Origin of the sequence: Dyella sp. ASV21, assembly GCF_016428975.1 — a bacterium.
In the GTDB taxonomy this organism is placed as follows: Bacteria; Pseudomonadota; Gammaproteobacteria; order Xanthomonadales; family Rhodanobacteraceae; genus Dyella.
Genome location: NZ_JAELTT010000004.1, coordinates 91,335 through 116,219 on the forward strand (window position 1 = coordinate 91,335; position 24,885 = coordinate 116,219).

Below are 24,885 nucleotides of genomic sequence, written 5' to 3' on the forward strand. Positions count from 1 at the left end.
ATAATAGCGAGCTTGGCGCGGCCGGTTGTCGTGCCCTTGGAAGAGATTTGGCATGAGTGGTTTCAGTCTTAGCAGCGAGCCTTTCACCCTGGAGCGCGACTGTCAGGCAGTCATGGTGCCGCAAGGGGAGTCGGTGACGTTGCCCGCGGGCCAGATCGGCTATATCACCCAGGCGCTGGGTGGCAGCTTTACGGTGTATGTGGAGGGCAACCTGTTCCGCATCGCCGGAAACGACGCCGACGCGCTGGGCAAGGAGCCCCCTCCGCCGATCGAGTTGGCGGCGGACGCCACCGATGCCGACGTGGAAGCGTTGGTATGGCAGCAGCTGCGTACCGTGTTCGACCCGGAAATTCCGATCAACGTGGTGGAGCTGGGACTGGTCTACGACGTGAGCCTGGAGAATGTGGCGTCCGACCAGCGCAAGGTCTACGTAAAGATGACGCTGACCGCGCCGGGCTGCGGCATGGGCGACATCCTGGTGGACGACGTGCGCACCAAGCTGGAGTTGATTCCCACCGTGGCCGAGGCCGATGTGGACTTGGTGTTCGATCCGCCGTGGAATCACTCGATGATGTCCGATGTCGCCAAGCTTGAAACGGGCATGCTCTAAGCGACGGTTCCGCATCGTTTCCCGGCGAGGAAGTGGCCGGGCAGGCCACTTTCCAACGCCTTATTCCCCACGATCGTGGGCCGCGCCGCGCCGCGCCGCGCTCGCCGTGCGGCCTGGTCCACATCAACGTGCCCATGGTCGGGTGCGGTGGGGGCTGCTGACGTGGCGATTGAGCGGTTGAAGCGCGAAAAGCGGCGGTTCAAGGGTCGGCTCTAAGCCATCTCACGTCGGGTCCATCCACGCGAACGCATCGCTGGTGGAGCGTCGCAACGGCGCTCTAGGGAAAGCATTCGGTGAGCGAAATTTAATTACCGTTTAGGTTTGTCGGGGCGTGTTATACGCTTCGTCGCATCGGTATTCGCAAATTAATTCGCCGATGGTCGCTGCGCCATCCGCAACATTACTCGACGGGCATGCTCGATTCAGATCGAGATAATCACCGCGCCATGCGGTTTTGCGAGTAGTCGAGTAAATGGTCATAAGCATATGACCATTTTGTCTAGTGCAATGAATCCAATGGCAAATACGTACTTTCCAGTGAAAGGAAGGTTTGGTGAAAGCCTTGATTCATAACGCAAGTAATGGCGATTTTGTTATTGGGTTTCGCATTTATTTGCTTGCGTGATGGCTTTCGCCAAAGCGGTTTTTTCGCATTGACGCTTCGAATTTTCTTGATTAGCGTCAATTAATCCGTGAGCGGGAGGGTTGACGGATGGTCCCATGGCGGCGTCAGCACCGGTTTTTAACGGATGCGTGCCGCTCGACGAAGTCTGAGCCGGACTTGCTGTTCTAGGGAGTGCAGGGGTAGCGCAAGTCCAGGCGCCAATCGGATCGCAAGACAGTCACGAAAGCTGATGCCGTGCTCTCACGGCAACCCGAGCATGTGGTGCGTCGCACCGCATCGGGGAGGTTTGTTCTCAAAAAACGTCAAGGAGACATGAATGACTGTTCGTATCGATTTTCGGGGAAAAGCTCTGCGCCAGGCGTTGTTGCCGCTGGCGGTTTCGTTCGCCATGGCCGGCTCGGTGCACGCGGCCAGCGCTGACACATGGGTGACCACGCGCACCCAGGCTGCCATGGTGAAGGCGGCCGCGCCGGCCACCGCCGCGACCACGGCGGCCACGACCTCCGTGGCGCATCCGGGCTGGACCCTGAGCATGCACGGCGCGCCCACCGTGGACGCGGCCCTGGTGTCGCCGCTGGAAGCCAGTAAGCCGGTGCATGTGGAGTTGAGCCTGAACCTGCGCAACGTGGATGAGCTGCGCGGCTTTCTTCAGGCGGTGAACGACCCCACCAGCGCCCAGTTCCACCATTTCCTCACCCCGGCGCAGTTCAAGGCACGTTACGCGCCGAGCGACGCCGACGTGGCCCAAGTCGCCGCGCATCTGCGCCAGGCGGGTTTCACCAACGTGCACATCGCGGGCAACAACCTGCTGGTGTCGGCCGACGGCAATGCCACGACGGTGAGCGCGGCTTTCCGCACTACCCTGCGTACCTTCGCCTATGGCGGCAAGCAGCGCATCGCCAACGATGCGCCGGTGCAGGTGCCGCAGGCGCTGGGGGGTATCGTCGATGCGGTACTGGGTCTGCAGAACTTCAATGTGCCGCACACCATGCATCGCATCCTGGGGCCGACGCCGCACGCGGGCACGCAAGCCGTGGGCATCCAGGCCACCGGCAGCCAGGTGTCGCACAACCCACAGGATTTCCCCGCGATCTACGACGTGGGCAGCACGCCCACCGCGTCCAACACCACGGTGGGTATCGTCACCTGGGGTGACCTCACCCAGACCATTACCGACCTCAACACCTTCACCACCAATGCGGGCCTGAGCAAGGTCAACACCAAGGTGGTGAAGACGGGCACCAGCGCGTACGCGGACGACCCCAATGGCGACGGCGAGTGGAACCTGGACAGCCAGACCATCACGGGCACCTCCGGTGGCGTGAATACGCTGGTGTTCTATACCGCGCCCAACTGCGATGCGAACGACAGCTGCCTTACCGACGCGGCCATCACCGCTGCCTACAATCGCGCAGTGACCGACAACGTGGCGAAGGTAATCAACGTTTCGCTGGGCGAGGACGAAACCGCCGCCAACAGCTCAGGCACCCAGGCGGCCGACGACAAGATCTTCGCGCAGGCGGTGGCGCAGGGGCAGACCTTCTCCATCGCTTCGGGCGATGCGGGTGTGTACCAGTGGTCGGCCGATCCCACCGAAGGCGCACCGGGTTACGTCACCAATTCGGCCGGCACGGTGGAGATTTCGCTTAGCCATTATTCGGTGAGCGAACCGGCCACGTCGCCCAACGTGGTGGCGGTGGGCGGCACCACGCTGAGCACCAGCGGCACCACCTGGACGGGCGAGACGGTGTGGAACGAAGGCCTGGCGGCCATCGATCCGTCCAATGGCGACAACAACCAGCGCCTGTGGGCCACCGGCGGCGGCGTGAGCTTGTTTGAAACCGCGCCGGCATGGCAGACCACCGCGCTGGGTTCCACCGCAACCAAGCGTCAGGTGCCGGACTTGGCATTCGATGCAGCGCAGTCCACGGGCGCCAACATCATCATTCAGGGCACCAGTTACCAGATTGGCGGCACCAGCCTGGCTTCGCCGATCTTCGTGGGTATCTGGGCGCGCATCCTCTCGGCCAATAACAACAGCCTGGGCCTGCCCACCCAGAACATGTACAAGTACTTCCCCACCGATGCCACGCCGCTGCATGACGTGACCTCGGGCAACAATGGCTACAACGGCTATGGTTACAGCGCCAAGGCCGGCTACGACAACACCACCGGCTGGGGCAGCCTGGATATCGCCAAGTTCAGTGCGTATGTGACCAAGTACTGGGGCGGCAGCAGCGGTGGTGGCGGCACGGGCGGCACGCCCACCGCCAACTTCGGTTACACCACCAGCGGCCTCACGGCGAACTTCACCGATAGCTCCACCGATAGCGGCGGCAGCATTTCCTCCTACGCCTGGACCTTCGGCGATGGCGGTACCGCCACCACGGCCAGCCCCAGTCACACCTACGCGGCGGCGGGTACGTATACCGTCACCGAGACGGTGACCGATGGCGTGAGCGGCAAGACCTCCAGCAAGTCCGCCTCGGTAACGGTGACGTCCAGCGCACCGCAGCAGATCATCGCCAATCCGGGTTTTGAAACCGGTACCGCCAGCCCGTGGTCGATGAGCTCGGGCGTGCTGTGCAGCAACAGCACCTGCAGTGGCGAGACGGCGCACAGCGGCACCTGGTTCGCCTGGTTGGATGGCTACGGCAGCACGCACACCGACACGGTGTCGCAAAGCGTGGCCATTCCCAGCGGCAAAAGCTCGGCCAAGCTGACTTTCTACCTGCACATCGACACCGCCGAAACCAGCAAGACGGCTGCGAACGACAAGCTCAGCGTACAGGTGCTCAACAGCAGCGGCACCGTGCTCAAGACCTTGGCGACGTACTCGAACCTCAACGCGGCGTCGGGCTATACGCAGGCCAGCTTCGACTTGAGTGCGTACATCGGGCAGACGGTGACGCTGAAGTTCACCGGCACGGAGAATGCCTCGCGGCAGACTTCGTTCGTGCTCGATGACGTGAACCTCACCGTGCAGTAATCGGGCGCGCTTCCTTCGCCCTGAAAAGCAAACGGCCCGGTCAGCGATGACCGGGCCGTTTGTCGTCAAGGCGAGGGCGATCAGCCGTTGGCTTCTTCGAAGCGATTGGCGTCGCGGTTCTTGCGCACCTTGGCCGGGTCCCACACGCGGCCGTTCATGGTGATGTAGACGCCATCGGGCAGCGTCTGCACCGCCGCGACGGCACAGCCGATGTTGAACACCGCATCCGAGCCCTGGAAACGAGCCGGGTTGAGCGCGCCGGTAAGCACGATCACCTTGCCCTTGATGTGGGCCAGCTCGCGCGCCGTTTCCACCATGGTGTCGGTGCCGTGCGTCACCAGCACATGGCGATGCGGCTGCGCCTCGATGGTGGAGCGCACCAGCGCACGGTCTTCCTCGGTGATGTGCAGACTGTCCTTGCGCAGAATCGGGATCACGTCGAACTGGAACGCGACACCGAGCTGGCCCAGGATCTCGCCGATCTGCGGGGCGCCGATCTTGTAATCCGACTTGTCGTCGAAGTAGATCTTGTCGATGGTGCCGCCGGTGGTGACGATGGTCAGATGCTGCATGGTCTGTGATCGCGAGGTAGGGGAAGCGGCTATTTTAGCGAGTGCGGCCTCCCCGTGCTCGCGGCGTCCGCAGCCCCGCTCAGTGTGGGCCTAGCAGGAGGGCCGTGTCGGTAGGGTCGGCATGGCTCAGGCGCGACAGGCCATGGCCCACGAACCGGCGCAAGGCGGCCCCGGCGTGGGCGGCGCCACGGGGTGCCAGCCAGCTGTCGTGGCGGGCCAGCAAGGCCGCCGCCGTGCAGCGCGCCAGGGTGAGGGCCAGGCCGCGCGCGCCCGCTTCCAGGGCATCGCGTTGGCCCGCATGCGTGGCGAGATAGCTGCTGGCGGCGGCCATGGCGGCATGGATGTGGTGGCGAGCCTGGGCGTCGATGCTGTCGGCCAGCCAGCCATCGATGGCCAACTGGAGCGCGCCGAACTGGTCGCCAGCCAGGGCGCGCAGGCTGTCCAGCGAAAGCACGTTGGTGGTGCCTTCCCAGATGGCATAGACCTGGGCGTCGCGCAGCAACTGGGGGAGCCCGGTGTCTTCGATATAGCCGGCGCCGCCGAAGCATTCCAGCGCCTCGGAGCACAGGCGCACCGCCAGCTTGCCGGTCCACAGTTTGGCCAGCGGGGTAAGCAGGCGTAGCAAGGCCGCCTCATGCGGGGCGGCGGTGCCGTGCTCCACGCGGCCAAGCAGGTGCGCCACTTCGAAAGTGAGCGCGAACGCGCCTTCGAACTCGGCCTGCATGTCGGCCAGGGTTTGCGCGTGCAGCGGCTGGTCGATCAGCCGTTTGCCGAAAGCGTGGCGGCGCAGGGCGTAGTCGCGGGCCAAGGCGATGGCGCGCGCCATGCTGGCGGTGGCGCACACGGCATTCCAGGTGCGCGTGATATTGAGCATGGGCGCCACCTGGCGCACGCCGTTGCCCAACTCGCCCAGTGGCCACGCGGGCAGGCCTTCCAGATGGATTTCCGCGGTGGGCAATTCGTGCGTGCCCAATTTGTCCTTGAGGCGGTCGATCACCAATTCTGGCTTGCGCCGCGCGCCATCCATGGTTTCCACGTAGAACAGCGCCAGCGCGCCCGGGCCGCTGGCGGCACCTTCGGGACGGGCCAGGGCGAGGGCGGCTTCGCCCACCACCGCCGAGCTGAACCACTTGCGGCCATACAAGCGCCATTGGCCGGAGGCGTCCTGGCGGGCGAGGGTTTCGGTACGCCCTACGTCCGAGCCGCCGGCGTTCTCGGTCATCCACTGGCCGCTGAGCCAGAAGTTGGCGGGGTCGCGACTAAGCAGATGCGGTAAGGCCCGCTCCATCAAGGCCTGGTTACCCGAGGCCTTGAGTGCGGTGGCAGCGCCATCGGTCATCGCCAGTGGACAGGTGTAGAACTCGCTGGCCAGGTGATAGAGATAGACCCGGGCGAACTGTTCGAGTCGCGCGTGTTCGCTCGCCTCGTGCCCGGCGGCGAGCACGGCATGACGTGTGGTCAGGTGTGGGCCTTCCTGCCAGGCGGGGGTAAGTTCGATGCGATCGATACGCTGGCCCCAGGCATCCCATTGCGTGAGCACGGGCTTGCGGCGACTGGTGGCGCCCACGCGTTGCCAGGCCATTTGTGCGTAGTCGCCCAGGGCGTGCAGATCCGCGTCGAGCGCGCCGCGCCGCGCGGGCGGCAGGGCGCGATCGAGCATGCTGAGCAACAGGCGGTCGTCGCGATAAGGGTGCGCGAGCTGCGGCGGATCTTGCAGGAAACCCATGGTCGGTTCTCGGCGGATCGATAGGTCGAGTATAGGCTCGGCCTGGGCCCGCGTACCGACGCAGCGTCGCTAAGGTTTGCGCAGGCGCAGCAGGAAGCGATCGGTGTGGCCGCGCAAGGACGGATCGCGTATCCCCAACGTGTGATCGTCCGCAGGGTTGTGCAGGACATCGCTTTCCCCATCGAGTTGAAAGCCCGCGGCAAGCAGTTCGGCCTTCGCGGTGGCTGGATCGATGCGATGCAGGTCGTCGGTGTTACGCAGGCCGCTGCCGGCGGTGGCGGCGTGGTCAAGTACGATCAAGCGACCGCCGCGTTTGAGCGCTTCGAACAGGCCTCGATCGAGCTTGGCGATATCCGGCGAACCCATAAAGGGATCGTGCAGGTCGTGATAATTCTGCGAGGTGAAGATCAGGTCCACCGGCTCGGGCAGCGTCATCGCGCTTACCGGTTGCAGCAACACGACCACGTTGGCGTAGGGTGCCTTGCCTGCAAAGCCATGCAGGCTTTGCAGGCCCTTGGGTGCGGCTTTGTCCATTTCCACCGGTTGCAGCGCATACACCTTGCCGGCGGGGCCGACGATGCGACTGAGCAATCGCGTGTAGTAGCCCGAACCGGGCATGAGATCGACGACTACGTCGCCTGGCCTCACGTCGCTGAAGCGCAGCACTTGGGCGGCCTTGCGCTGGGCGTCCTGCGCGCGATCATCCGCCGGGCGTTGCGTATCGGCGAGGGCCGCCGCGATGACATCGGGTGCGGCCTGCGCCACGCAGAGTCGGGCGACGGGCAACAGCACCATGGCTACAACCAGCAGCTTCAAGGCTTTCATGCGTACCTCCGCATAAGAGTGCGGGCACGGGGACCCGAGACATTCAATGCACCACGTTGAGCGCGAACGCGGGCGTTATCGACGACGCCGTGCGTTGTCCGGAAGGAATCACGCGCACACCAAACAACAAGCCGATAGTGGACGACCAGTTGTATTCCACCGCGGGCGCCACGCCGAAGGCCGCGCTGGTGCCGCTACCCAGTCGTGTCGTGGGCGGGAAAGGATCACTGTTGCCGAGATACTCCTCGCCGCTCACTCGCGTGCTGCCGTTGTGGCTGTAGGTGAGGTCCAGTGCCAGTACCCAGCGCTTGCTCAGGCTGTACTCCACGGCGGCGTCGGCGAACAGGTTGTCGCCAGGCCGCGCGCGCCCACGGAAATCCGCGTCGGTGCCGTATACGCTCACGCCCTGGACATCGGTGCGCGATGAAAACGTGGCGGAGATGTTGAAACGCACACGCAGGATGCGTCCATTGGGCAACCACAGATACGTTTGGGAATTGATGCCGATGGTAGTGCCGTAAGCACCGCTGCCCAGCCCATTGGCGGGGCGGTTGCCTAACTGGTCGTACTTGCCGGTGGGCAGTGTTTCCTGGATCTGCAGCGCAATCGTCGGCAACCAACTGCCTTCATGGAATTGCGTGAGCCGGTATTGCGCCTGCACCGTCCAATCGCCCATCTGCACGCCACTGCTATCGGGCGCGCCGCTGACGCGGTTGTAGCCGAACACGGGAATGATGCCGACGGTAAGGCGATTGGCGAGTCCGTAATTGAGATAGGTGCGCGAGCCGAGGCTATCCACGCCCTTGCTCTGTACGTCGTACAGATAGGGTTCCAGCAGAAAGTGGCCCGGGGGCAGCGTTTCGGCTGAGTTGGCCAGCATGGGGCCGGTCCACCATGCGTCGTCACGCGATTGCGGTTGCTCCTGCGAGCAGGCCGGGAGGGGCGCCACGAGCGAAAGCAGCAGGCCGAGGAGGCCCGCGCCGGCAAGCTGTCGCAACAGCGCTAGTGGTGCGGGGGAGGCTTGTGCCGATCCGTTCATGGGGCGCAAGCTAGGCCGAAAAGTGGTTTGCTGGAATAACCACTTTGCGCTGATTGCATATAACCACTTGGAGGGATTCGCCATGAGCCGCCTGCCTGCCGGCTTTGTGCCCCCGGTTGCGATGGACCCGCACAACAGCATGCCGATGTACCTGCAACTGTCGGACTGGTTTCGCCAGGCCATCCTTAGCGGCCAGTTGCGACCGGGGCAGCGCGTGCCCTCCAGTCGCGGCCTGGCCAGCGAGCTGAAGATTTCGCGCATTCCGGTGCTTGGCGCCTACGAACAACTGCAGGCCGAGGGTTACCTGGAAACCTTTCAGGGCGCGGGTACCTGCGTCGCGCGGGCGATTCCCGCCGTGCTGGTGGGGCCGGCCAAACCGGGGCGCCCGCGTCCGTTGTCCCATGGCGTCAATGGTGGGCCCAACGGGGCCTCGCGGCGTGTATCGCAGCGCGTGGCGCAGATGCGTGGGCCGGAGCAGACCTGGCTAGCCAATCTGGGCGCGTTTCGCGTGGGTGTGCCGGCGTTGGAACACTTTCCCCTGGGCGTGTGGTCGCGCCTGGTGAGTCGGCACGCGCGTGGCCTGGGCAAGGAGGGCATGGTCTATGGCAGTCCGATGGGACACATGCCGCTGCGCACCGCGATTGCCGAATACCTCGGTGCCACGCGTGGCGTGCGCTGCGACGCATCGCAGGTGCTCATCACCACCGGTTCGCAGCAGGGCTTGCAGATCTGCGCGCATGTGTTGTTCGACGACGGCGATGCGGTGTGGATGGAAGATCCCGGTTATCCCGGCGCGCATCAATCGTTGCGTACAGCCGGCGCACAGCTGATTCCGGTGCCGGTGGACGAGGATGGCATCGACGTGGCGCAAGGCGAACGCCTGGGGCCGCACGCGCGCGCGGTTTACATCACGCCGTCGCATCAGTTTCCGCTGGGCAGCACCATGAGTGCGGCACGACGCATGCGGCTGCTGGAGTGGGCCGCGCGCCACGATGCCTGGGTCATCGAGGATGACTACGACAGCGAATATCGCTTTGGCGGTCGCCCGCTGGTTTCCTTGCAAGGCACCGATGCGCATGAACGAGTAATTTATGTGGGCACCTTCAGCAAGGTAATGTTTCCCGCCATCCGAGTGGGCTATCTGGTGGTGCCGCGCGATCTGGCGGGTGCCTTCGAGGCGGGTCGCGACGCCATCGATACGTTCACTTCCACCCTTTATCAGTACGCCATGACGGACTTCATTCGCGAAGGGCATTTCGCGCGCCACATCCGTAGCATGCGCACGCTCTATCAGGCGCGCCGCGCTGCCGTACTGGCGGCGATAGAGCTAGAGATGGGGGGGCGCCTGGCCGTCGTCGGCGCCGATGCCGGTATGCAAGTGGCAGGGCTGTTGCCGCCGGGCGTCGATGATGTGGCCGTATCGCGCGCCGCCGCGCAGCGCGGTGTGTCAGTGCGTCCGCTGTCGCAGTGCTACCTCAAGCCGCCTCAGCGCGGCGGGCTGATCCTGGGCTACGGTGGCGCGTCGCTGGAAGAGATTCGCGAAGGCGTGCGTCAGCTCAGTCGTTGCTTTTGAGCAAGCGCTTGGCGGAAAGGCGTTGGCGATGTGCGCGGAAGGCCGCCGCTTGGCGACCCTCCGCGCGTGCCGGCTTACGGTGCGGCCTTGGCAGGCTTCGCCGTGTCGGTTCTCACCGGTGCGTTCTTCACATAACGATCGAACCAGTTGAGCATTTCGTAGACCTCCTGCTCGTTGGATTCCATCGCGGTGTACCAGTGCGGTTCGTGCGGCAGCATGACCAGGCGGGTGGTGCCGCCCAGGCCGCGAATGGCCTGGAATAGCTTCTGCGACTGGATCGGCTCGGTGCCCGGGTTGGCGTCGTCCATGCCGTGCATGATGAGCAGCGGCGACTTCACCTTGTCTGCGTGGAAGAAGGTGGAGGCTTGCTCATACACCGATGGTGCCTGCCACAGCGAGCGGCGTTCGTTCTGGAAGCCGAACGGTGTGAGCGTCTTGTTGTAGCCGCCACTGGTGGCGACGCCGGCGCGGAACAGTTCGGTGTGCGCGAGCAGGTTGGCGGTCATCAGCGCGCCGTGACTGTGGCCGGTGACGCCGATGCGGTTGCGATCCACCACGCCCAGCTCTACCGCCTTGTCCACGGCGGCTTGTGCGTCCATCACCAACTGGTCGATGTAGGTGTCGTACGCGGTGCGTGGATCGCCGACGATGGGGAAGGAGGCGTTGTCGATAATGGCGTAGCCCGACAGCAGCAATAGTCGGTAGCCGCGCAGCACATCGAACTTTTGCTGGGAGCCGCTGATCTGGCCGGCCTGGCTGGGGTCGGCGAAGTCCTGCGGGTAGGCATAGAGCACGGCCGGCAGACGCGTGCCAGGCGTGTAGCCCGGCGGCGTATAGAGCGTAAAGGACAGCTCCACGCCATCCTTGCGTTTGTAGGTCACCAGCTGCTTGCCGATGCCACGCACCTGCGGTGTCGGGTCGGGAATGTGCGTGATGGGCGCTGCGCTGGCGGCAAACGCAGCCTCGCCGGCCTGGGCGCCCGCCACCGATGCGCCCAGTGTGTAGAGCAGCAAGTTGGGCGGATCGATGGGCGATTGGCGCACGGTGATGAAGCGCTCACCCCCGGTCAGCACCGCCACCGGACGTTCATAGGTGTCGGCGCTGCTGCGGAACAGGCGCTCGGTGTGACCGTTGGAGAGGTTGTAGCGGTCGAGGAAGGGGCGATCGCCCTTGGGCGTGCCGCCCGGACCGGACAGGTAGACGGCGTCGCCATCCTGGCGCACCACGCTGGCGCCGTTGGGCAGCGTTTGCGTGAGCAGCGTGCCGGGGTTGTTGTAGACCTCGTTGAGCGAGTAGTCCCACAGCGTGCGCGCCGGCTTGGACGGATTGGCCACGTCGATGCGGGTGATGTGGATCCACTGGCGATTGGCGTCGAGTTCGTACACGAACGGCTCGTTGCCGTCGGCCAGCCAGCGCATGCCGCTGAAGCGTTGCACGGTACGTGCGATTTCCTTGGGCTTGCCAGTGAAAGGTGCGCTCCACAGCATCAGCTTGTCGCGATGAGGCACGTTGACCTTCCAGTCGCCCTGGTCCAGCGCTTCGGGCCATACCAGGGTGGCTGGCGCGTTGGCGCGCCATTCCAGTTCGCGCGGGCCCACCGGCACGCCGCGTACCGGCACGCGATCGGCAACCGGCAACGAGGCGATGGGCGTCGACTGGCCGGTGCGCACATCCAGCACACTCACATCACGCGCGAAGCGCTCATACGTGGTGACGTAGGAGTAGGGCTTCTTCAGCGTTTCGACCAATACATGTTCGCCATCGGGCGCGCCGCTGACGCCAGCGAGCACGCCGGGCTTGCCGACCGCATGGGCCTGTCCGCTGGCGGCATCCACCACGGCCAGTTGGGCGGTGGCGTAGTAGTCGAACAGTGCTTCGTCTTCTGGGCTGCCGAGCGTGTCGCGCGCCTCGTAGGTGCTGCTCTCGCCCTTGCCCTGGATCGATTCCTTGATTTCCGGGCCACCGGTGGCGCTGATCTTTGGTGCGGCGCCGAGATTGAGCGGCACCTGCTTCACCAGGAGGGAGTCGCTGTTATGCAACCACTGCACGCTGTCTTCCATGATCGGATTGAGCGAGACACCATCGACCCGATGCACCGCGCCCGTCAGGGCATCGCCCAGCCACAGTTCGGTACGTTCGTCGGTGGTATTGGTAAAGGCGAAGCGGTGACCGTCGGGCGACCATAGTGGAACGCTGGGGCAGGCATCGGCCGGCAGGGCGACGGGCACCTGCTGATGGCTGGCGACGTCCTCCACGGTGAAGCGTTTGAGGCAGGTGCGGATGCCGTAGCCGCTGGAGGCGTCGTGGCGACTGTGGTTGCGCGGCTCGATGCGCAGGCCGGCGAGTTTCACGTAGGGCTCGGCCACGCGCTCGATCGATGGATACTGCGCCTGCTCCACCAGCAACATGCGTTGGCGCGTAGGGTCCAGCATGGGAATCGCCGGCAGCGGCGCATGCATGACGCCGAGCAAGGGCTCCGGCGGCTTGTCGTAGCCGGCCTGGAGCGCGGCGGGCAGCAGGGCCAAAAGACCTGCAACGAGGGGCAGTCGCCTGTGAATGGCGGCAAAGGGCATCGTGCGTACTCCCGGGGGGTGATCCCCTGGACATTACACACCGCCGTCAGCGGCGCTCCCTGCTGGAAGTCACGACTCGCAATATTTTTCGTTAGCCAGGGCCGCCGGAAAACGAGCGCTTCAGGCGGGCGACTTGCGTCGCACACCCAGCCCCAGCGTGCCAATCAACACCAGCGTCAGCACGATTTCGGCGACGGCGAGCGCGCGCTGTCCGGGGGCGCTCCAGGCTTCGCTGATGCCATGGCAAAAATAGAACAGGCTGAGGATGCCGACCCACAGCAGGGCGCGACGCACGTTGCGCAACGCGAGCAGCGGCAGGAGCAGCGGTATCACCGTCAGGGTGAGCACCAGCGCCATCGGCATCTGCTCGGCCGGAAACAGCCAGCCATGCCACGCCAGTTGAAGCGCGGTCAGTGCGGCCCAGGCGAGCAGGCCCACGCGGTAGTGCCTGGCGACCGGCGCCGTCATGCCGATGCACTCAGGCGACGGGCCACGTCGGCCAGGCGACGGCCCAGGGCGCGCGCCAGTTCCCGTTCGTGCTCGGTAATGGCGTTGTCGCCCTTGGCGCCCGCCACGTGACTTGCCCCGTAGGGGGTACCCCCGCTCTGCGTTGCGGTGAGCGCGGGCTCGGTATACGGCAGGCCCACCAGCAGCATGCCGTGGTGGAGCAGGGGCAGCGCCATGGTAAGCAGGGTCGACTCCTGGCCGCCGTGCATGGTGCTGGTTGCCGTGAACAGGGCGGCGGGTTTGCCGGCCAGCGCGCCGCTGGCCCATTCGGCACCGGTGGAGTCGAGGAAGTATTTCAGTGGCGCAGCCATATTGCCGAAGCGGGTGGGGCTGCCCAGCGCCAGACCCACGCATTCGGTCAGGTCCTCGCGGCTCACGTAAGGCGCGCCCTGCTCGGGCTCCGGCGGCTGCGCCACTTCGGTTACGGGGGCCACGGGTGGCACCTGGCGCAGGCGGGCGCGCATGCCGGGCACTTCTTCCACGCCACGCGCGATCAAGCGTGCGAGCTGGGCGGTGTGGCCGGTGCGGCTGTAGTAAAGGACCAGGATGTCTTGGCTCATGGTGTGGGCGCTGGCGTAGTGATCGGTTAGTGTACCGGTCGATCAAGCCGGTGTAGTCCGTCCGTTCACGCCAGGCCCATGGGCCACGGTGCATCTATGACGGGCCGATGTCCGGCGCTGCAGAAGGAGCCGTCATGGCCTTGCGTTTCGACCGCGACCGCGTGCGCAGCTTCAGCCATTTCCTGTGGCAGCGCTTTATCGATGACAAATGTTTCGAGACGGCGGGTGCGCTGTCCTACACCACGCTGGTGTCGCTGGTGCCGTTGATCGTGGCGTCGCTGGCGATCTTTGCCGCGTTCCCGGCTTTTGCCGATGCGCGCACCATGCTGATCCAGTTTGTCTTCAGCAACTTCGTGCCGGCGGCCGGCGAGCGTGTACAGGAATACCTCAACGGCTTCGCCGATAACGCCAGCAAGCTCACCGGCATCAGCATCATGGTGATGTTTTTCAGTGCGCTGTCGATGATGGTGAGTATCGAGGATCGCCTCAACCGCATCTGGCGTGTGCAGCGCCAGCGTGGCTGGGTATCGCGCCTGCTGCTGTATTGGGCGGCGCTGACCCTGGGGCCGGTGCTGATCGTGGGCGGCCTGGCGGTGGCCTCCTATGCCACGGCGCTGCCGATGTTGAACGACGCGGCCGATCAGCTGGGCCTGCGCCAGCGCCTGGTGGCGACCTTGCCGTTCCTGGTGACTTTCCTCACGCTTATGCTGATTTACATGGTGGTGCCCAATCGCCGCGTGCGTTGGCAGGAGGCGGCGTTAGGCGCGGTGCTGGGGGCGGTGGCGTTCGAGGTGGCTCGCTGGGGCTTTGCGCGTTTCATCCATCATGCGCATACCTATCAGCAAGTGTATGGCGCGGCGCTGGCGGCGCTGCCGATCTTGCTGCTGTGGATCTACTTGTCGTGGGTGATCGTGATTCTGTGCGCGTCCGTGGCGGCGTCGCTCTCGGCGTTCGATTACCAGCCGCCATCAGCTTGCCTGTCCGAGGACGGCGCATTTATCGGCTTGCTGGTGGTGTTGCGTCATTTCATTGAAGCGCATCGGCGTGGCGAAGCGCTGAACCTGGATGATTTGCGCAATCGCGAGCCGGCGTTGCGCCGTGGCGCGATCGGCAGCTACGTGGAAGACCTGCAGCGTGCCGGCATGATCCGGCGTGACGAGAACGGTAGCTGGCTGCTGGCGCGCAGCCCGGACAGCACCGAGCTGCAACACGTGTATGCGCAAAGCAGCTACCGCTTGCCGCTGCGACCGGCGCAGGATGTGCAGGCCACCGGTCTCGCGCTGTCGCCTGTGCTGGTGAGCGTGCTAGAGGCCGCCGCGCAATCCGTCCATGGCTCGCTGGAACGCCGGCTCGATGAGCTGTTTCCGCCGGCGGTGCCGGCGCCCCTATTGTCCGAGGAACCCGCTGCATGACTTTGCTGAAATCGTTTGCCGTACTGGCGCTGGTCGCTGCCGCGGCCCTTCCCGTCCATGCGGCCATGCCCGCGCAGCCGTCGCTGAAGGTGACCACGCTGGATGGCAAGCCGTTCGATCTCGCCGCACAACGCGGCAAGTGGGTGATCGTGAACTACTGGGCGACCTGGTGCGTGCCATGCATCAAGGAGATGCCCGACATCTCCAAGTTTGTCGCTGCGCACAAGGACAAGGTGGCCGCCATTGGCGTGGCCTACGAAGACAGCGACGCGGCGGACATCCAGGCGTTTCTGGCCAAGCACCCGGTGAGCTACCCCATTGCGCAGGTCACGCTGGATAAGCCGCTGAAGGATTTCGATGAGCCGCGTGGCCTGCCCACCACCTGGTTGATCGGGCCGGATGGAAAGGTCGCCAAGCGCTTCGTGGGCCCGGTGACGGATGCTTCGCTGGGCCAGGCGATCGGCCTGGGTCACTGAGCATGGCGGGAGCGCGTTTTCTGGTGAGCGGTCGCGTGCAGGGCGTGTTCTATCGCGCCAGCACGCGCGAGCAGGCGCTTGCGCTCGGCCTGGCCGGCTACGCGGCGAATTTGCCCGATGGCGGCGTGGAGGTCGTTGTTGTCGGTAGCGATAGCGCTATCGATGCGCTGGAGCGATGGTTGTGGGAGGGGCCGGCGGCCGCGCGGGTGGAAACCGTGGTGCGTGATGCTTGCGACGCGGGCGAACTGCAGGGCTTCCACACGCGCTGAGTATTCCTCAGCGCACGGCCAGCAAAGGCTCCGCCGCGTATGCCTCGGCCACAAACGGGCGGGGTACCGATAGCGCGAAGCCTTGCGCAAAGTCGATGCCAAGCCGCGCGACTTCGTAGACCAGTTCGGTGGAGCTGACGCATTCGGCGATGGTCAGCTTGCCGGTGACGTGGCCGATATTGTTGATGGCCTCGACCATGGCGAAATCGATGGGGTCTTCGATCATGTCCTTCACGAAGCTCCCTTCGATCTTCACGAAGTCCACCGGCAGGTGCTTGAGATAGGTAAACGAGGACATGCCGGCGCCGAAATCGTCCAGCGAGAACAGGCAGCCCAGGGCGCGCAACTCTTTGATGAAGGTGGTGGCGCGCGAAAGGCTGGAGATCGCCGCGGTCTCGGTGATCTCAAAGCAAATCAGCGATGGCGGAATGTCGTGTTCCGCGAACTGCTGGTGCAGGTAGACCGCAAAGCCTTCTTCGCAGATCGAGGTGCCCGAAAGATTGATTGCGCACAGGCGCGGGACGCGTTCGGGCTCATGATCGATGAGGCGCCGCAGCACGGCGAAGGTGGAGTGCACTACCCAGCGGTCGATGGATGGCATCAGGCCGTAGCGTTCAGCGGCGGGAATGAACGCGCGCGGTGGCACCAGCGAACCATCCTCGCTGAGCATGCGCAGCAGGATTTCCACGTGACGGCGCTCGTTCGGTTGGCGCATGTCCACGATGTCCTGCGCATAGAGCCGCAGGCGTCCATCGGTGAGGGCTGCCTGGATGCGGCTCACCCAGCACATTTCCGACTGGCGCTCGGCAACTTCGCCGTTGTCCAACTGGTTGGTCTGTACGCGATTGCGGCCTTTCTCCTTGGCGAGGTGACAGGCGGCATCGGCGGCGCCGAGGATTTCCTCGCGCCCGATTTGCTCATTGCTTAGGCAGACCAGCCCGATGCTGGCGCTGATGGTGAAACTGCGTTCGCCGAATACGAAGTGCTGGTCACCTAAGGTGGCTCGCAGGTTTTCGGCGATCTTGCGCGCGGCATCGGCAGGGCAGTCTTCCAGCAGTATGACGAACTCATCGCCGCCCAGGCGCGCCACCGCATCGGTGGAGCGCACCTGGTGCGTGAACAGATGGGCGACCTGCCGCAGCAGTTCGTCGCCGGCGGCGTGGCTGCAGGTGTCGTTGACCACTTTGAATTGGTCCAGGTCCAGATACAGCACGGCGAAAGGCGGCCCGCCGGATCGCATGGCGCGAGTCGAGAGGCCCAGTCGTCGCTCGAACTCACGCCGGTTGATCAGGCCGGTCAGCCCATCGTGGCTTGCCTGATAGGCGAGTTGTGCGGCGTGCTCGCGGTCACTGCTGACGTCGCGGATCACCAGCACGATGCCATCCATGTGTCCTTGGCGATCGCGGATCGGCGTAACGGTAAGGTCCACCCCAATGGTGCGGCCATCCGCCTGGGCGAGCTCGAGTCGGTCTTTCGAACTCCAGCTGTTACGACCACGCCATACCTGTCGTATCGGGTCGGTAATCGGCTGGCCGGTGGCTTCCGAGACAAAGCAGCAGATCGACGACACCGCGCGTCCACGGGCGTCCTCCAGGCTGCACTGCGCGAGGCGTTCGGCGCTGGGGTTAAGGTATTGAACGCGGCCGTGGGCATCGGTGGTGATGACGGCATCGCCGATCGATTGCAGGGTGACTTCCGCCCGCTCCTTGGCGGCGAACAACATGACTTCGGCACGGCGTTGTTCGGTGATTTCGGTCAGCGAGCCGGCGGTGCGCAAGGCGACGCCCTGGGGATCGCGCACCGATGTGCCCCGCGCACGGAACCAGCGCGACCCGCCATCAACCTGGGGCACACGAAATTCCAGATCGAGCGATTGGCCGTGACGCACATGCGCCACGACGGCGCGCTTGGCGCAGTGGCGATCGATAGGATGCAGGCGTCGGAATATCGAGGGGCCGCGGGCATCTTCATTGCCACTCAGTCCGAGCATCTGGCGCAAGCGTGGCGAAAGGTAGATATGGCCGCTACGGCGGTCCCAATCCCACAGTCCATCGCTGCTGCCGGCCACCGCCAACTGGAAGCGATCCTCGCTGGCGCGCAGGGCGCGTTCGACTTGGATGTGGTCGCGCAGCAGGCGGCGGGCACGCCGTACCGCACCCAGTGCCAATACCGCGCCAATCAGGCAAAGGCATACGCGCAGCAAGTCGGTGGTATCGCTGGATGCCTGCCCCAGCGCGGCGGAAAACGCATTCTCAAGCGGGGTTAGACGTTCATCCAGGTCGCGCAGTTGCGCGCGGTAGCGATTGCTGGAGGGCGCGTCGTGTTCGCCGAGCGTCGCGCGGGCGTGGATCTGTTCGCCCAGCGCCATGGTCTGGTCGATCAACTCATCCCCTTGTTGCCAGATCGCGATGGCGCGGGCAATTGGCGGTACGGCATGGAAGTAGCGATAGAGGCGCGCCATGCCCGGTACATCCGCGTGATCGATGCCGCCGGCGACGAATTCGCGTTCGACGATCGCCATGTCCGGGTTGGGTTTGTCGAGTTCCAGGCGGGCGTTCCGATCGCCCTGGGTCACGGCAATGGCCTGACGGAACTGCTGGTACTCCGATTCGGAGGCATCGGTGAGGTAGCGCTCGAGATGCGCCGTGGCAATTTTCTGGCCCTTGGACCAGTGGCTTTCGCCGCCAACAAAACCCCTGGCCGCGGACAGAATGTCGAGGCTGACAACGCATAAGCCGATCATCACCGCAACAACCAAGACGAACGGAAGCACGATCTCAGTTGTCTGTTCATCCCTGTGCGGCACAGCCTCCCGGCTATGTCCAGCCATGACACGCCCCCTGTGCGGTCTGGGAATACAGGTTATGTCTGTATCGGCCAGGATGGCCCGAGCTTAAGTACAGCGGTACTACTGGGTACGGCGGTACGGCGCTTGTGGCGGGCCGAGTGTGCGCGTCTCCATGGCGGCGGTCTAGATCCCCGTGCATGTTTTCACGCGGCCTGCACAAAGATCACGAAAGCTCGCGCAGGTGACGGTGGTCGTGGGCTGTCGATTCGCGCCGTGCCTGTACGTCGAAAGGACGAAGGTACAAGGCGATCTACTCATCGCATGGTTTGGAGAAATGTATCCATGTCCCGTCGCTTTCAGCGCATCACTCCGTTTTTGTGGTTCGACGATCAGGCCGAGGAGGCGGTGAATTTCTACGTGTCCATCTTCGAGAACGCGCGCGTCCTGGCGACTACGCGTTACACGCGCGAGAGCGCCGACGCATCGGGCCGCCCGGAAGGCTCGGTAATGACGGTGGACTTTGAGCTGGATGGCCAGTCGTTCGCGGCGCTCAACGGTGGCCCGATGTTCCGCTTCAGCGAAGCGGTGTCGCTGGTAATCAACTGCCGGTCACAGCATGAGGTCGACTACTACTGGACTCGACTGCTCGATGGCGCCGCCGTGAAAACCGGTCAATGCGGATGGTTGAAGGATCGCTATGGCCTCTCCTGGCAGGTGGTGCCCGAGGAGATGATTGCCATGCTGAAGGATGCCGACGCAGCCAAGGTCGCCCGCGTCACCGCGGCCATCATGCACATGCAGAAGCTGGATCTGGCCGTGTTGCGCCGGGCTGCCGCAGGCTGATGCTCAGTCACTGCCACACGTGTCGGGAACCCACAGCGCCTTGCTCGTCACGTGCTCGGTCTTGGGTTTGCCTTTGAGCTTGGGCAGCTTGGGTTCGGGAATGGTTTCGTCGTGGCGCGGCACCTGTTCGAGCAGGTGCCGGATCAGGTTGATGCGGCCCTGTTTCTGATTGTTGTAATCCACCACGAACCACGGTGCGTGCGGGCGATGGGTGCGTTCGATCATCAGGTCGCGCAGGTGGCCGATCTCAGCATATTTTTCGCGGGAGGCCAGGTCGTTGGGCGAGAGTTTCCAGCGCTTGAGCGGGTCCTTGGCACGTTCGGCGAAGCGTTCTTCCTGCGCCTCCTGATCCACGGCCAGCCAATACTTGAGCAGGATGATGCCATCGTCGGTGAGCAGCTTCTCAAACGCGGGCACTGCGTTCATAAAGGCTTTGTATTGCGCCTTGGTGCAAAAGCCCATGGCGGGTTCGACCACCGCGCGGTTGTACCAGCTGCGGTCGAACAACACGATTTCACCCGCGCTGGGGAGGTGTTGCACATAGCGCTGGAAGTACCACTGGGTGGCTTCGGTTTCATCGGGCTTGGGCAGCGAGGCGATGTGGTAGCCGCGCGTATCCATCGACTCGGTGATGGCCTTGATGGTGCCGCCCTTGCCAGCCGCGTCGCGACCTTCGAACAACACCACCAATCGATGGCCGCTGCGTCGCAGCCATCGATTGAGCCCGGCCAATTCCAGTTGAAGTGCCGCCATCTCGCGGCGGTAGGTCTTGTCCTTGAGCTTGGCCATATGCAAAGGCTCCCTGAGGGTGAATGTCCAGCGCTAGATGTCGAGGTCCACCGGCTTGCGGCCGATGCGGTAGCGCGCGCTCATCGCCTGCACGGCGCGGCGGAAATCGACGGCGAAATCCCGCATATCGAACAGCGAGCTATGTGTACGTTGCTGCGCGAGATGCTGACGCAGCGTGATGAGCGCATCGCGGTCGTTGCCCAGTTGGGTGGCCATGGCGATGAAGGTTTCCTCATCCTCGCAGGCCAGCTCGGGGAGGCCCAGTTCCATCAGCAGGCTGGTCGCCACGCGGCCGGCGAAGGTGCGGCCGGTGCAGGTAAGCACCGGGCAGCCGGCCCACAGCGCGTCCGAGGCGGTGGTGTGGGCGTTGTAGGGCAGGGTGTCCAGGAACAGGTCGGCGTGCACGTAACGCGAGAGGTACTCGGCGTGCGGCAGATGCGGCTGGAACACCAGCCGTTCGGGCGCAACACCGGCCGCGACGGCGGCGGCACGCAGGCGATCATCGGTGCCGTCCGGTCCGCTCAGCAGCCACAGCACGCTGCCAGGCACTTGCTGCAGGATGACCATGAAGCGGGCGAACGCGGTCGGATTCAATTTGTAGCTGTTGTTGAAGCAAACGAACACCATGCCTTGCTCAGGCAGGCCACATTCGGCGCGCGAGGGGGGCTGCGCTACCACGCGGGTGTTGTCGTTGGGCTGGTAGCAGCGGGCCAGGCGCAGGAGTTTTTCGCTCATATAGGGGCGCAGGCTGTCCGGCACCACGGAGGCGTCGGCCAGCAGGTAGTCCATCCACGGGGCGCCGGTGCTACCGGGATAGGCCAGCCAGTTCACCTGCACAGGGGCCGGTCGCAGGGCAAACACTTCGGCATTGTCGCGACCGGAATAGCCGTTGAGATCGAACAGCACTTCGATGCCTACTTCATGGATGCGCTGCGCTATCTGTGCCGGCCGCAGGGCCGACACATCGTGCAGGGTGCCGGCCGCCGCGAGGCGGCGGCGGAGGGTGCCGCCGTCGTCGGGTGTGGTGGCGAACAGGTGCAGTTCCAGGTCGTCGTCGGTCAGCGCTTCGAGCATGGCCACGACCAGCAGGCCGGTAGCGTGCTCGTTGAAGCCATCGGCCACCAGGCCCACGCGGATCGCGGCGTCGGGCATGGGTTTGGCATGCGTGAAGGCCAGTTGCTTGCGCAATGCGGCAGTCTGGCGTTCGATCGAGGCCGCGTAGGTGCTGGCGCAGCGCAACAGAAGCGCGGCGTCGACGTCCTCGGACAACATGACGAACGGGCTGACCAGGCTGTGTCCGTCGTCGGCGAGCTCACGGGCCTTGGCGCTGAGTTCGTCCAGGCCGCGCCAGTCGCAGAGCTTGCGGCGTACGAATAACAGCTGAGCCACGGTCGGGCCGTCATCCGGCGCCAGCCGACGCGCCCGTTCATAGGCATCGGCTGCGGCGGCGAACTGTTCGTGGTCTTCCAGGGCCTGACCCACGGCAAACGGATGCATGGGATTGTTGGGTGCCATGCGCTCGGCGGCCTGCCAGGCCTGGATGGCTTCGGCGGGGCGGTGCTGGCCCATGCGAATGCGGCCGCGCAAGGCATAGGCGGCGTCAAAGCGCGCATGCAGGCCGAGGGCTTCGTCCACTTGCGTGCTGGCTTGATCGTAGTGCCCCAGTTCCAGCTCGGCCGCGGCAAGATTGAGGCGCAGCCCAGGGTGCTCGGGTGCGCCATGGGTAGCCATGGCATAGGACTCGCGCGCGTTCGGGTAGCGGCCGGCGGCCATCAGCGCGTTGCCCAGGATCAGCAGCACGGCCGGATGGCCTGGCGCCATGCGCAGGGCGGCGCGCAATCGCTCGATGGCGTTGTCCACGTCGCCGCGGGCCAGCATCACGCTGCCCAGATTGCATTGCACTTCGACGCTTTGCGGAGCCAGCGTGGCAGCGCGTTCGAGGGCGGCGCCGGCGTCGTCGTAGCGTTCCAGTTGCAGTAGCGCGATGCCGTGCAGGCGCGCCAGCTCGGGATCGTGGGGATACAGCGCGCAGGCGCGCTCGGCCTGCGCCTCGGCGCGCGCGACGTCGCCGCGCTCCAATTGTTCAACGATGTGCTGAGCGAACAGCTGCGGGGAGGGGGAGGAGGAATTCGTCATCCGCGCAAACTAGCGCAGCGCGGCGGTGGCTGCCAATCCGAACACCCTCGCCGCAGGATGCTGCGACAGCCCCTAGCCGGCGGTGAGGGCCTTCAGTTCGTCGGCCTGGTTTTCGCGCGTAAGGGTATCTACCAGCTCATCAAGGTCGCCCTGGAGCACCTCGGTGAGGCGATACAGGGTGAGGTTGACCCGGTGGTCGGTGATGCGTCCCTGGGGAAAGTTATAGGTGCGGATGCGCTGGCTGCGGTCACCCGAGCCCACTTGTAGACGGCGCGATTCGGCCTGGACGGCGGCCTGCTTGCTGCGTTCGTCATCGAGCAGGCGTGCCTTGAGCAGGCTCAGCGCGCGAGCGCGGTTCTTGTGCTGGCTGCGCTCATCCTGGCACTCCACCACGATGCCGGTGGGCAAGTGGGTGATGCGGATGGCCGAGTCGGTCTTGTTGACGTGCTGGCCGCCAGCGCCGGAGGCGCGAAAGGTGTCGGTCTTGAGATCGGCAGGATTGATCTCGATGTCGTCGATCTCGTCCATTTCCGGAAGGATGGCCACCGTCGCTGCCGAGGTGTGGATGCGCCCTTGCGATTCGGTTTCCGGCACCCGCTGTACGCGATGCGTGCCCGATTCAAATTTCAGTCGCGAATACGCGCCCTTGCCTTCAATGCGGGCGACGATTTCCTTGTAGCCGCCATGTTCGCCGGGGTTCTCGCTGAGCACCTCCACGTGCCAGCGGCGGCGTTCGGCATGGCGCGTATACATGCGAAAGAGGTCACCGGCGAAAATGGCGGCCTCATCCCCGCCCGTGCCTGCGCGTACTTCCAGAAACAGGTTGGCCTCGTCGCGCGGATCCTTGGGCAGCAGCAGGATCTGCAGCTCATCATCCAGCGTCTGCAGGCGCTGTTCGAGCCGGGCGATATCGTCCTGCGCCATGTCGCGCAGCTCAGGGTCATCCAGCATGGCGCGGGTTTCGCCAAGTTCGCGCTCGGCTTCGTCGCGCTCGCGCAGCGATAGGCTCAGCGGCTCCAGTTGCGCGTACTCGCGCGACAGCTCGCGAAAGCGAGTGTTGTCGGCGAGAACGTCGGGCTGGGCGAGCAGCAGGCTGATCTCCTCGTGGCGTTCGGCGAGGGATTCGAGCTTGCGGCGGATTGATGGGGTCATGAGCGAGGAGTGAGTCAGTAAGAAGAGTCAGCAGTGAGGCGGCGCGGAGTGGCGCGCGCGGGCATTCTTTACTTTCCTCGCTACTCTTCGCTCACTTCGGGCTTTTCGGAAAGCCCATACAGGCGGCCGGCGGCATGCAGTAGATCCATGTCGCCGCTCAACGCCGCTTCGCGCAGTCGCGCGCTGGGGTGGTGCAGCAGTTTGTTGGTGAGCGTGTTGGCAAGAAAGGTCAGCGCCTCGTCCGGCGACTTGCCCCGCGCCAGCATGGCGCGCGCCTTGTCCAGTACCTCATCGCGGTATAGCTCGGCGTGCTGGCGCATGTCCACGGCCGGGTTGCGCGTGGTCAACGCACGGCGCCAGGCCATATAGCGCTCGACCTGCAGGTCGATGATGGCGTCCGCCTCGCGGGCGGCGGCCTCGCGCGAACGGCGGTTGTCATCGATTACCTGGCGCAGGTCATCGATGCCGTAGAGAAAGATGTCATGCAGCTCGCCCACCGACGGCTCGATATCGCGCGGTACGGCGATGTCCACCATGAACATGGGCTTGCGCCGACGCGCGGCAATGGCTCTCTCCACCATCGTGTGGGTCACGATAGGTTGGCGTGCGGCGGTCGAGCTGATCACGATGTCCGCCTCGGCCAGGTGCTGGGGCAGGTCGCTCAGCGCAATCGCATAGCCGCTGTGGCGGCTGGCCAGCTCCTGGGCGTTCTCCAGGGTGCGGTTGGCGACGATCAGGCGTCGAACCTGCTTATCGGCCAGGTGGCGCGCCGCCAGCTCGATGGTGTCGCCGGCACCGATCAGCAGCACACAGGCATCGCGCAGATCGGTGAAGACCTGCTCGGCCAGGCGCACGGCCGTAAAGGCCACCGAGACGGTGTGGGCACCGATGCGGGTGTCGGTGCGTACGCGCTTGGCCACCGCGAAAGTGTGCTGCAGCAGGCGCTCCATCGGCGCGCGCAGGGCCTGTGCATCGCGGGCCTGTTGGTAGGCATCCTTCACCTGTCCCAGGATCTGCGGTTCGCCGAGCACCATGGAGTCCAAGCCGGTGGCGACGCGGAACATATGGCGCACCGCGGCGTCTTCATCGTGTCGATACAGGAACTCGTCGAGTCTTCCCGGGGTCAGCTGATGATGTCGGCTGAGCCAATCCTGCGGTACACCCTCAGCCCCCGCCGAGACGCTGACATAGAGCTCGGTACGGTTGCAGGTGGAAAGAATCATCGCTTCTTCCACGCCGGGTTCGCGGCTCAGGGCCTGCAAGGCTGCGCTGGCGGAGTCCGCGTCAAACGCCACTTGCTCACGCAGATGGATCGGTGCGGTGAGGTGATTGAGCCCTAGGGCGATCAGCGTCATGGTGTGTGGCGATTGGAGGCGGGAAGCATGCGGCGGCGTAAACTAGGCTTTAGCACCGGCCGTTTT

At 64.8% G+C, this 24,885-nt stretch carries 19 protein-coding genes; 7 read left to right on the top strand and 12 right to left on the bottom strand.

What is annotated here, in order from left to right:
* Positions 1-52: 52 nt before the first annotated feature.
* Together sufT and JHD67_RS02595 are read left to right on the top strand one after the other, a co-directional pair.
* Positions 53-610: a putative Fe-S cluster assembly protein SufT gene (gene sufT, locus JHD67_RS02590; protein ID WP_199096992.1), complete on the top strand. Its 558-nt coding sequence runs from the start codon at positions 53-55 to the stop codon at positions 608-610.
* 941 nt (positions 611-1,551) lie between these two features.
* On the top strand, positions 1,552-4,224 hold the full coding sequence (locus tag JHD67_RS02595) for a protease pro-enzyme activation domain-containing protein (protein ID WP_199096994.1): 2,673 nt from the start codon (positions 1,552-1,554) through the stop codon (positions 4,222-4,224).
* 80 nt (positions 4,225-4,304) lie between these two features.
* Here JHD67_RS02595 and JHD67_RS02600 read toward each other — a convergent pair whose 3' ends face one another.
* The 4 genes from JHD67_RS02600 to JHD67_RS02615 all read right to left on the bottom strand — a co-directional run bounded on the left by JHD67_RS02600 (position 4,305) and on the right by JHD67_RS02615 (position 8,386).
* Positions 4,305-4,796, bottom strand: coding sequence for an asparaginase domain-containing protein (locus tag JHD67_RS02600; protein WP_199096996.1), 492 nt, complete (start codon positions 4,794-4,796; stop codon positions 4,305-4,307).
* Positions 4,797-4,875: 79 nt separating this feature from the next.
* On the bottom strand, positions 4,876-6,522 hold the full coding sequence (locus JHD67_RS02605) for an acyl-CoA dehydrogenase family protein (RefSeq protein WP_199096997.1): 1,647 nt from the start codon (positions 6,520-6,522) through the stop codon (positions 4,876-4,878).
* A gap of 69 nt (positions 6,523-6,591) precedes the next feature.
* Positions 6,592-7,347, bottom strand: a complete 756-nt coding sequence (locus tag JHD67_RS02610; RefSeq protein ID WP_199096999.1) for a class I SAM-dependent methyltransferase — start codon at positions 7,345-7,347, stop codon at positions 6,592-6,594.
* A gap of 43 nt (positions 7,348-7,390) precedes the next feature.
* A complete protein-coding gene (locus tag JHD67_RS02615) occupies positions 7,391-8,386 on the bottom strand; it encodes a transporter (protein WP_199097001.1) in 996 nt (331 codons plus the stop codon).
* Between the two features lie 82 nt (positions 8,387-8,468).
* Between JHD67_RS02615 and JHD67_RS02620 the strand changes: the two genes are divergently transcribed.
* Positions 8,469-9,959 (top strand): PLP-dependent aminotransferase family protein, encoded by a 1,491-nt coding sequence (locus JHD67_RS02620; RefSeq protein ID WP_199097003.1) that lies wholly within the window; start codon positions 8,469-8,471, stop codon positions 9,957-9,959.
* Between the two features lie 74 nt (positions 9,960-10,033).
* On the opposite strand, the gene JHD67_RS02625 is transcribed toward JHD67_RS02620, so the two are convergent.
* The 3 genes from JHD67_RS02625 to wrbA form a co-directional block, all read right to left on the bottom strand.
* Positions 10,034-12,532, bottom strand: a complete 2,499-nt coding sequence (locus JHD67_RS02625; protein ID WP_199097005.1) for a prolyl oligopeptidase family serine peptidase — start codon at positions 12,530-12,532, stop codon at positions 10,034-10,036.
* Between the two features lie 120 nt (positions 12,533-12,652).
* Positions 12,653-13,000 (bottom strand): DUF2069 domain-containing protein, encoded by a 348-nt coding sequence (locus JHD67_RS02630; protein ID WP_199097007.1) that lies wholly within the window; start codon positions 12,998-13,000, stop codon positions 12,653-12,655.
* The gene (gene wrbA / locus JHD67_RS02635; RefSeq protein ID WP_199097009.1) at positions 12,997-13,599 is read right to left on the bottom strand and encodes an NAD(P)H:quinone oxidoreductase; all 603 of its coding nucleotides are present in this window, start codon (positions 13,597-13,599) and stop codon (positions 12,997-12,999) included. Before wrbA ends, JHD67_RS02630 begins: the two co-directional genes overlap by 4 nt.
* Before the next feature lie 134 nt (positions 13,600-13,733).
* Between wrbA and JHD67_RS02640 the strand changes: the two genes are divergently transcribed.
* From JHD67_RS02640 to JHD67_RS02650, 3 genes are read left to right on the top strand one after another with little or no spacing between them, the layout of a single operon-like run.
* Positions 13,734-15,011 carry a YihY family inner membrane protein gene (locus JHD67_RS02640; protein WP_199097011.1) on the top strand — a complete coding sequence of 426 codons (1,278 nt, stop codon included), beginning with the start codon at positions 13,734-13,736 and terminating at the stop codon, positions 15,009-15,011.
* On the top strand, positions 15,008-15,487 hold the full coding sequence (locus tag JHD67_RS02645; RefSeq protein WP_199097013.1) for a TlpA disulfide reductase family protein: 480 nt from the start codon (positions 15,008-15,010) through the stop codon (positions 15,485-15,487). The genes JHD67_RS02640 and JHD67_RS02645 overlap by 4 nt, the downstream gene beginning before the upstream one ends.
* Before the next feature lie 2 nt (positions 15,488-15,489).
* Entirely contained in the window at positions 15,490-15,756 is a 267-nt protein-coding gene (locus tag JHD67_RS02650; protein WP_199097015.1) for an acylphosphatase, read from the top strand.
* Positions 15,757-15,763: 7 nt separating this feature from the next.
* Here the strand turns inward: JHD67_RS02650 and JHD67_RS02655 are convergent, their stop codons facing one another.
* Complete coding sequence (locus tag JHD67_RS02655; RefSeq protein ID WP_199097017.1) at positions 15,764-18,529, bottom strand: EAL domain-containing protein; 2,766 nt, start codon at positions 18,527-18,529, stop codon at positions 15,764-15,766.
* A gap of 357 nt (positions 18,530-18,886) precedes the next feature.
* On the opposite strand from JHD67_RS02655, the gene JHD67_RS02660 reads away from it, so the two are divergent.
* Positions 18,887-19,387, top strand: coding sequence for a VOC family protein (locus tag JHD67_RS02660; RefSeq protein WP_199097019.1), 501 nt, complete (start codon positions 18,887-18,889; stop codon positions 19,385-19,387).
* Positions 19,388-19,390: 3 nt separating this feature from the next.
* Here the strand turns inward: JHD67_RS02660 and ppk2 are convergent, their stop codons facing one another.
* The 4 genes from ppk2 to hemA all read right to left on the bottom strand — a co-directional run bounded on the left by ppk2 (position 19,391) and on the right by hemA (position 24,819).
* Complete coding sequence (ppk2, locus tag JHD67_RS02665) at positions 19,391-20,176, bottom strand: polyphosphate kinase 2 (protein ID WP_199097021.1); 786 nt, start codon at positions 20,174-20,176, stop codon at positions 19,391-19,393.
* A 33-nt stretch (positions 20,177-20,209) separates the two neighbouring features.
* The gene (locus JHD67_RS02670; protein WP_199097023.1) at positions 20,210-22,312 is read right to left on the bottom strand and encodes a tetratricopeptide repeat protein; all 2,103 of its coding nucleotides are present in this window, start codon (positions 22,310-22,312) and stop codon (positions 20,210-20,212) included.
* Positions 22,313-22,384: 72 nt separating this feature from the next.
* Positions 22,385-23,464, bottom strand: coding sequence for a peptide chain release factor 1 (prfA, locus tag JHD67_RS02675; RefSeq protein WP_199097025.1), 1,080 nt, complete (start codon positions 23,462-23,464; stop codon positions 22,385-22,387).
* A gap of 80 nt (positions 23,465-23,544) precedes the next feature.
* The gene (hemA, locus tag JHD67_RS02680; protein WP_199097026.1) at positions 23,545-24,819 is read right to left on the bottom strand and encodes a glutamyl-tRNA reductase; all 1,275 of its coding nucleotides are present in this window, start codon (positions 24,817-24,819) and stop codon (positions 23,545-23,547) included.
* Between the last annotated feature and the right edge of the window lie 66 nt (positions 24,820-24,885).

Excerpts from the sequence above, each read along its gene's own strand:
- sufT (WP_199096992.1), top strand. The coding sequence starts at position 53 with ATGAGTGGTTTCAGTCTTAGCAGCGAGCCTTTCACCCTGGAGCGCGAC.
- JHD67_RS02595 (WP_199096994.1), top strand. The coding sequence starts at position 1,552 with ATGACTGTTCGTATCGATTTTCGGGGAAAAGCTCTGCGCCAGGCGTTG.
- JHD67_RS02600 (WP_199096996.1), bottom strand. The coding sequence starts at position 4,796 with ATGCAGCATCTGACCATCGTCACCACCGGCGGCACCATCGACAAGATC.
- JHD67_RS02605 (WP_199096997.1), bottom strand. The coding sequence starts at position 6,522 with ATGGGTTTCCTGCAAGATCCGCCGCAGCTCGCGCACCCTTATCGCGAC.
- JHD67_RS02610 (WP_199096999.1), bottom strand. The coding sequence starts at position 7,347 with ATGAAAGCCTTGAAGCTGCTGGTTGTAGCCATGGTGCTGTTGCCCGTC.
- JHD67_RS02615 (WP_199097001.1), bottom strand. The coding sequence starts at position 8,386 with ATGAACGGATCGGCACAAGCCTCCCCCGCACCACTAGCGCTGTTGCGA.
- JHD67_RS02620 (WP_199097003.1), top strand. The coding sequence starts at position 8,469 with ATGAGCCGCCTGCCTGCCGGCTTTGTGCCCCCGGTTGCGATGGACCCG.
- JHD67_RS02625 (WP_199097005.1), bottom strand. The coding sequence starts at position 12,532 with ATGCCCTTTGCCGCCATTCACAGGCGACTGCCCCTCGTTGCAGGTCTT.
- JHD67_RS02630 (WP_199097007.1), bottom strand. The coding sequence starts at position 13,000 with ATGACGGCGCCGGTCGCCAGGCACTACCGCGTGGGCCTGCTCGCCTGG.
- wrbA (WP_199097009.1), bottom strand. The coding sequence starts at position 13,599 with ATGAGCCAAGACATCCTGGTCCTTTACTACAGCCGCACCGGCCACACC.
- JHD67_RS02640 (WP_199097011.1), top strand. The coding sequence starts at position 13,734 with ATGGCCTTGCGTTTCGACCGCGACCGCGTGCGCAGCTTCAGCCATTTC.
- JHD67_RS02645 (WP_199097013.1), top strand. The coding sequence starts at position 15,008 with ATGACTTTGCTGAAATCGTTTGCCGTACTGGCGCTGGTCGCTGCCGCG.
- JHD67_RS02650 (WP_199097015.1), top strand. The coding sequence starts at position 15,490 with ATGGCGGGAGCGCGTTTTCTGGTGAGCGGTCGCGTGCAGGGCGTGTTC.
- JHD67_RS02660 (WP_199097019.1), top strand. The coding sequence starts at position 18,887 with ATGTCCCGTCGCTTTCAGCGCATCACTCCGTTTTTGTGGTTCGACGAT.
- ppk2 (WP_199097021.1), bottom strand. The coding sequence starts at position 20,176 with ATGGCCAAGCTCAAGGACAAGACCTACCGCCGCGAGATGGCGGCACTT.
- JHD67_RS02670 (WP_199097023.1), bottom strand. The coding sequence starts at position 22,312 with ATGACGAATTCCTCCTCCCCCTCCCCGCAGCTGTTCGCTCAGCACATC.
- prfA (WP_199097025.1), bottom strand. The coding sequence starts at position 23,464 with ATGACCCCATCAATCCGCCGCAAGCTCGAATCCCTCGCCGAACGCCAC.
- hemA (WP_199097026.1), bottom strand. The coding sequence starts at position 24,819 with ATGACGCTGATCGCCCTAGGGCTCAATCACCTCACCGCACCGATCCAT.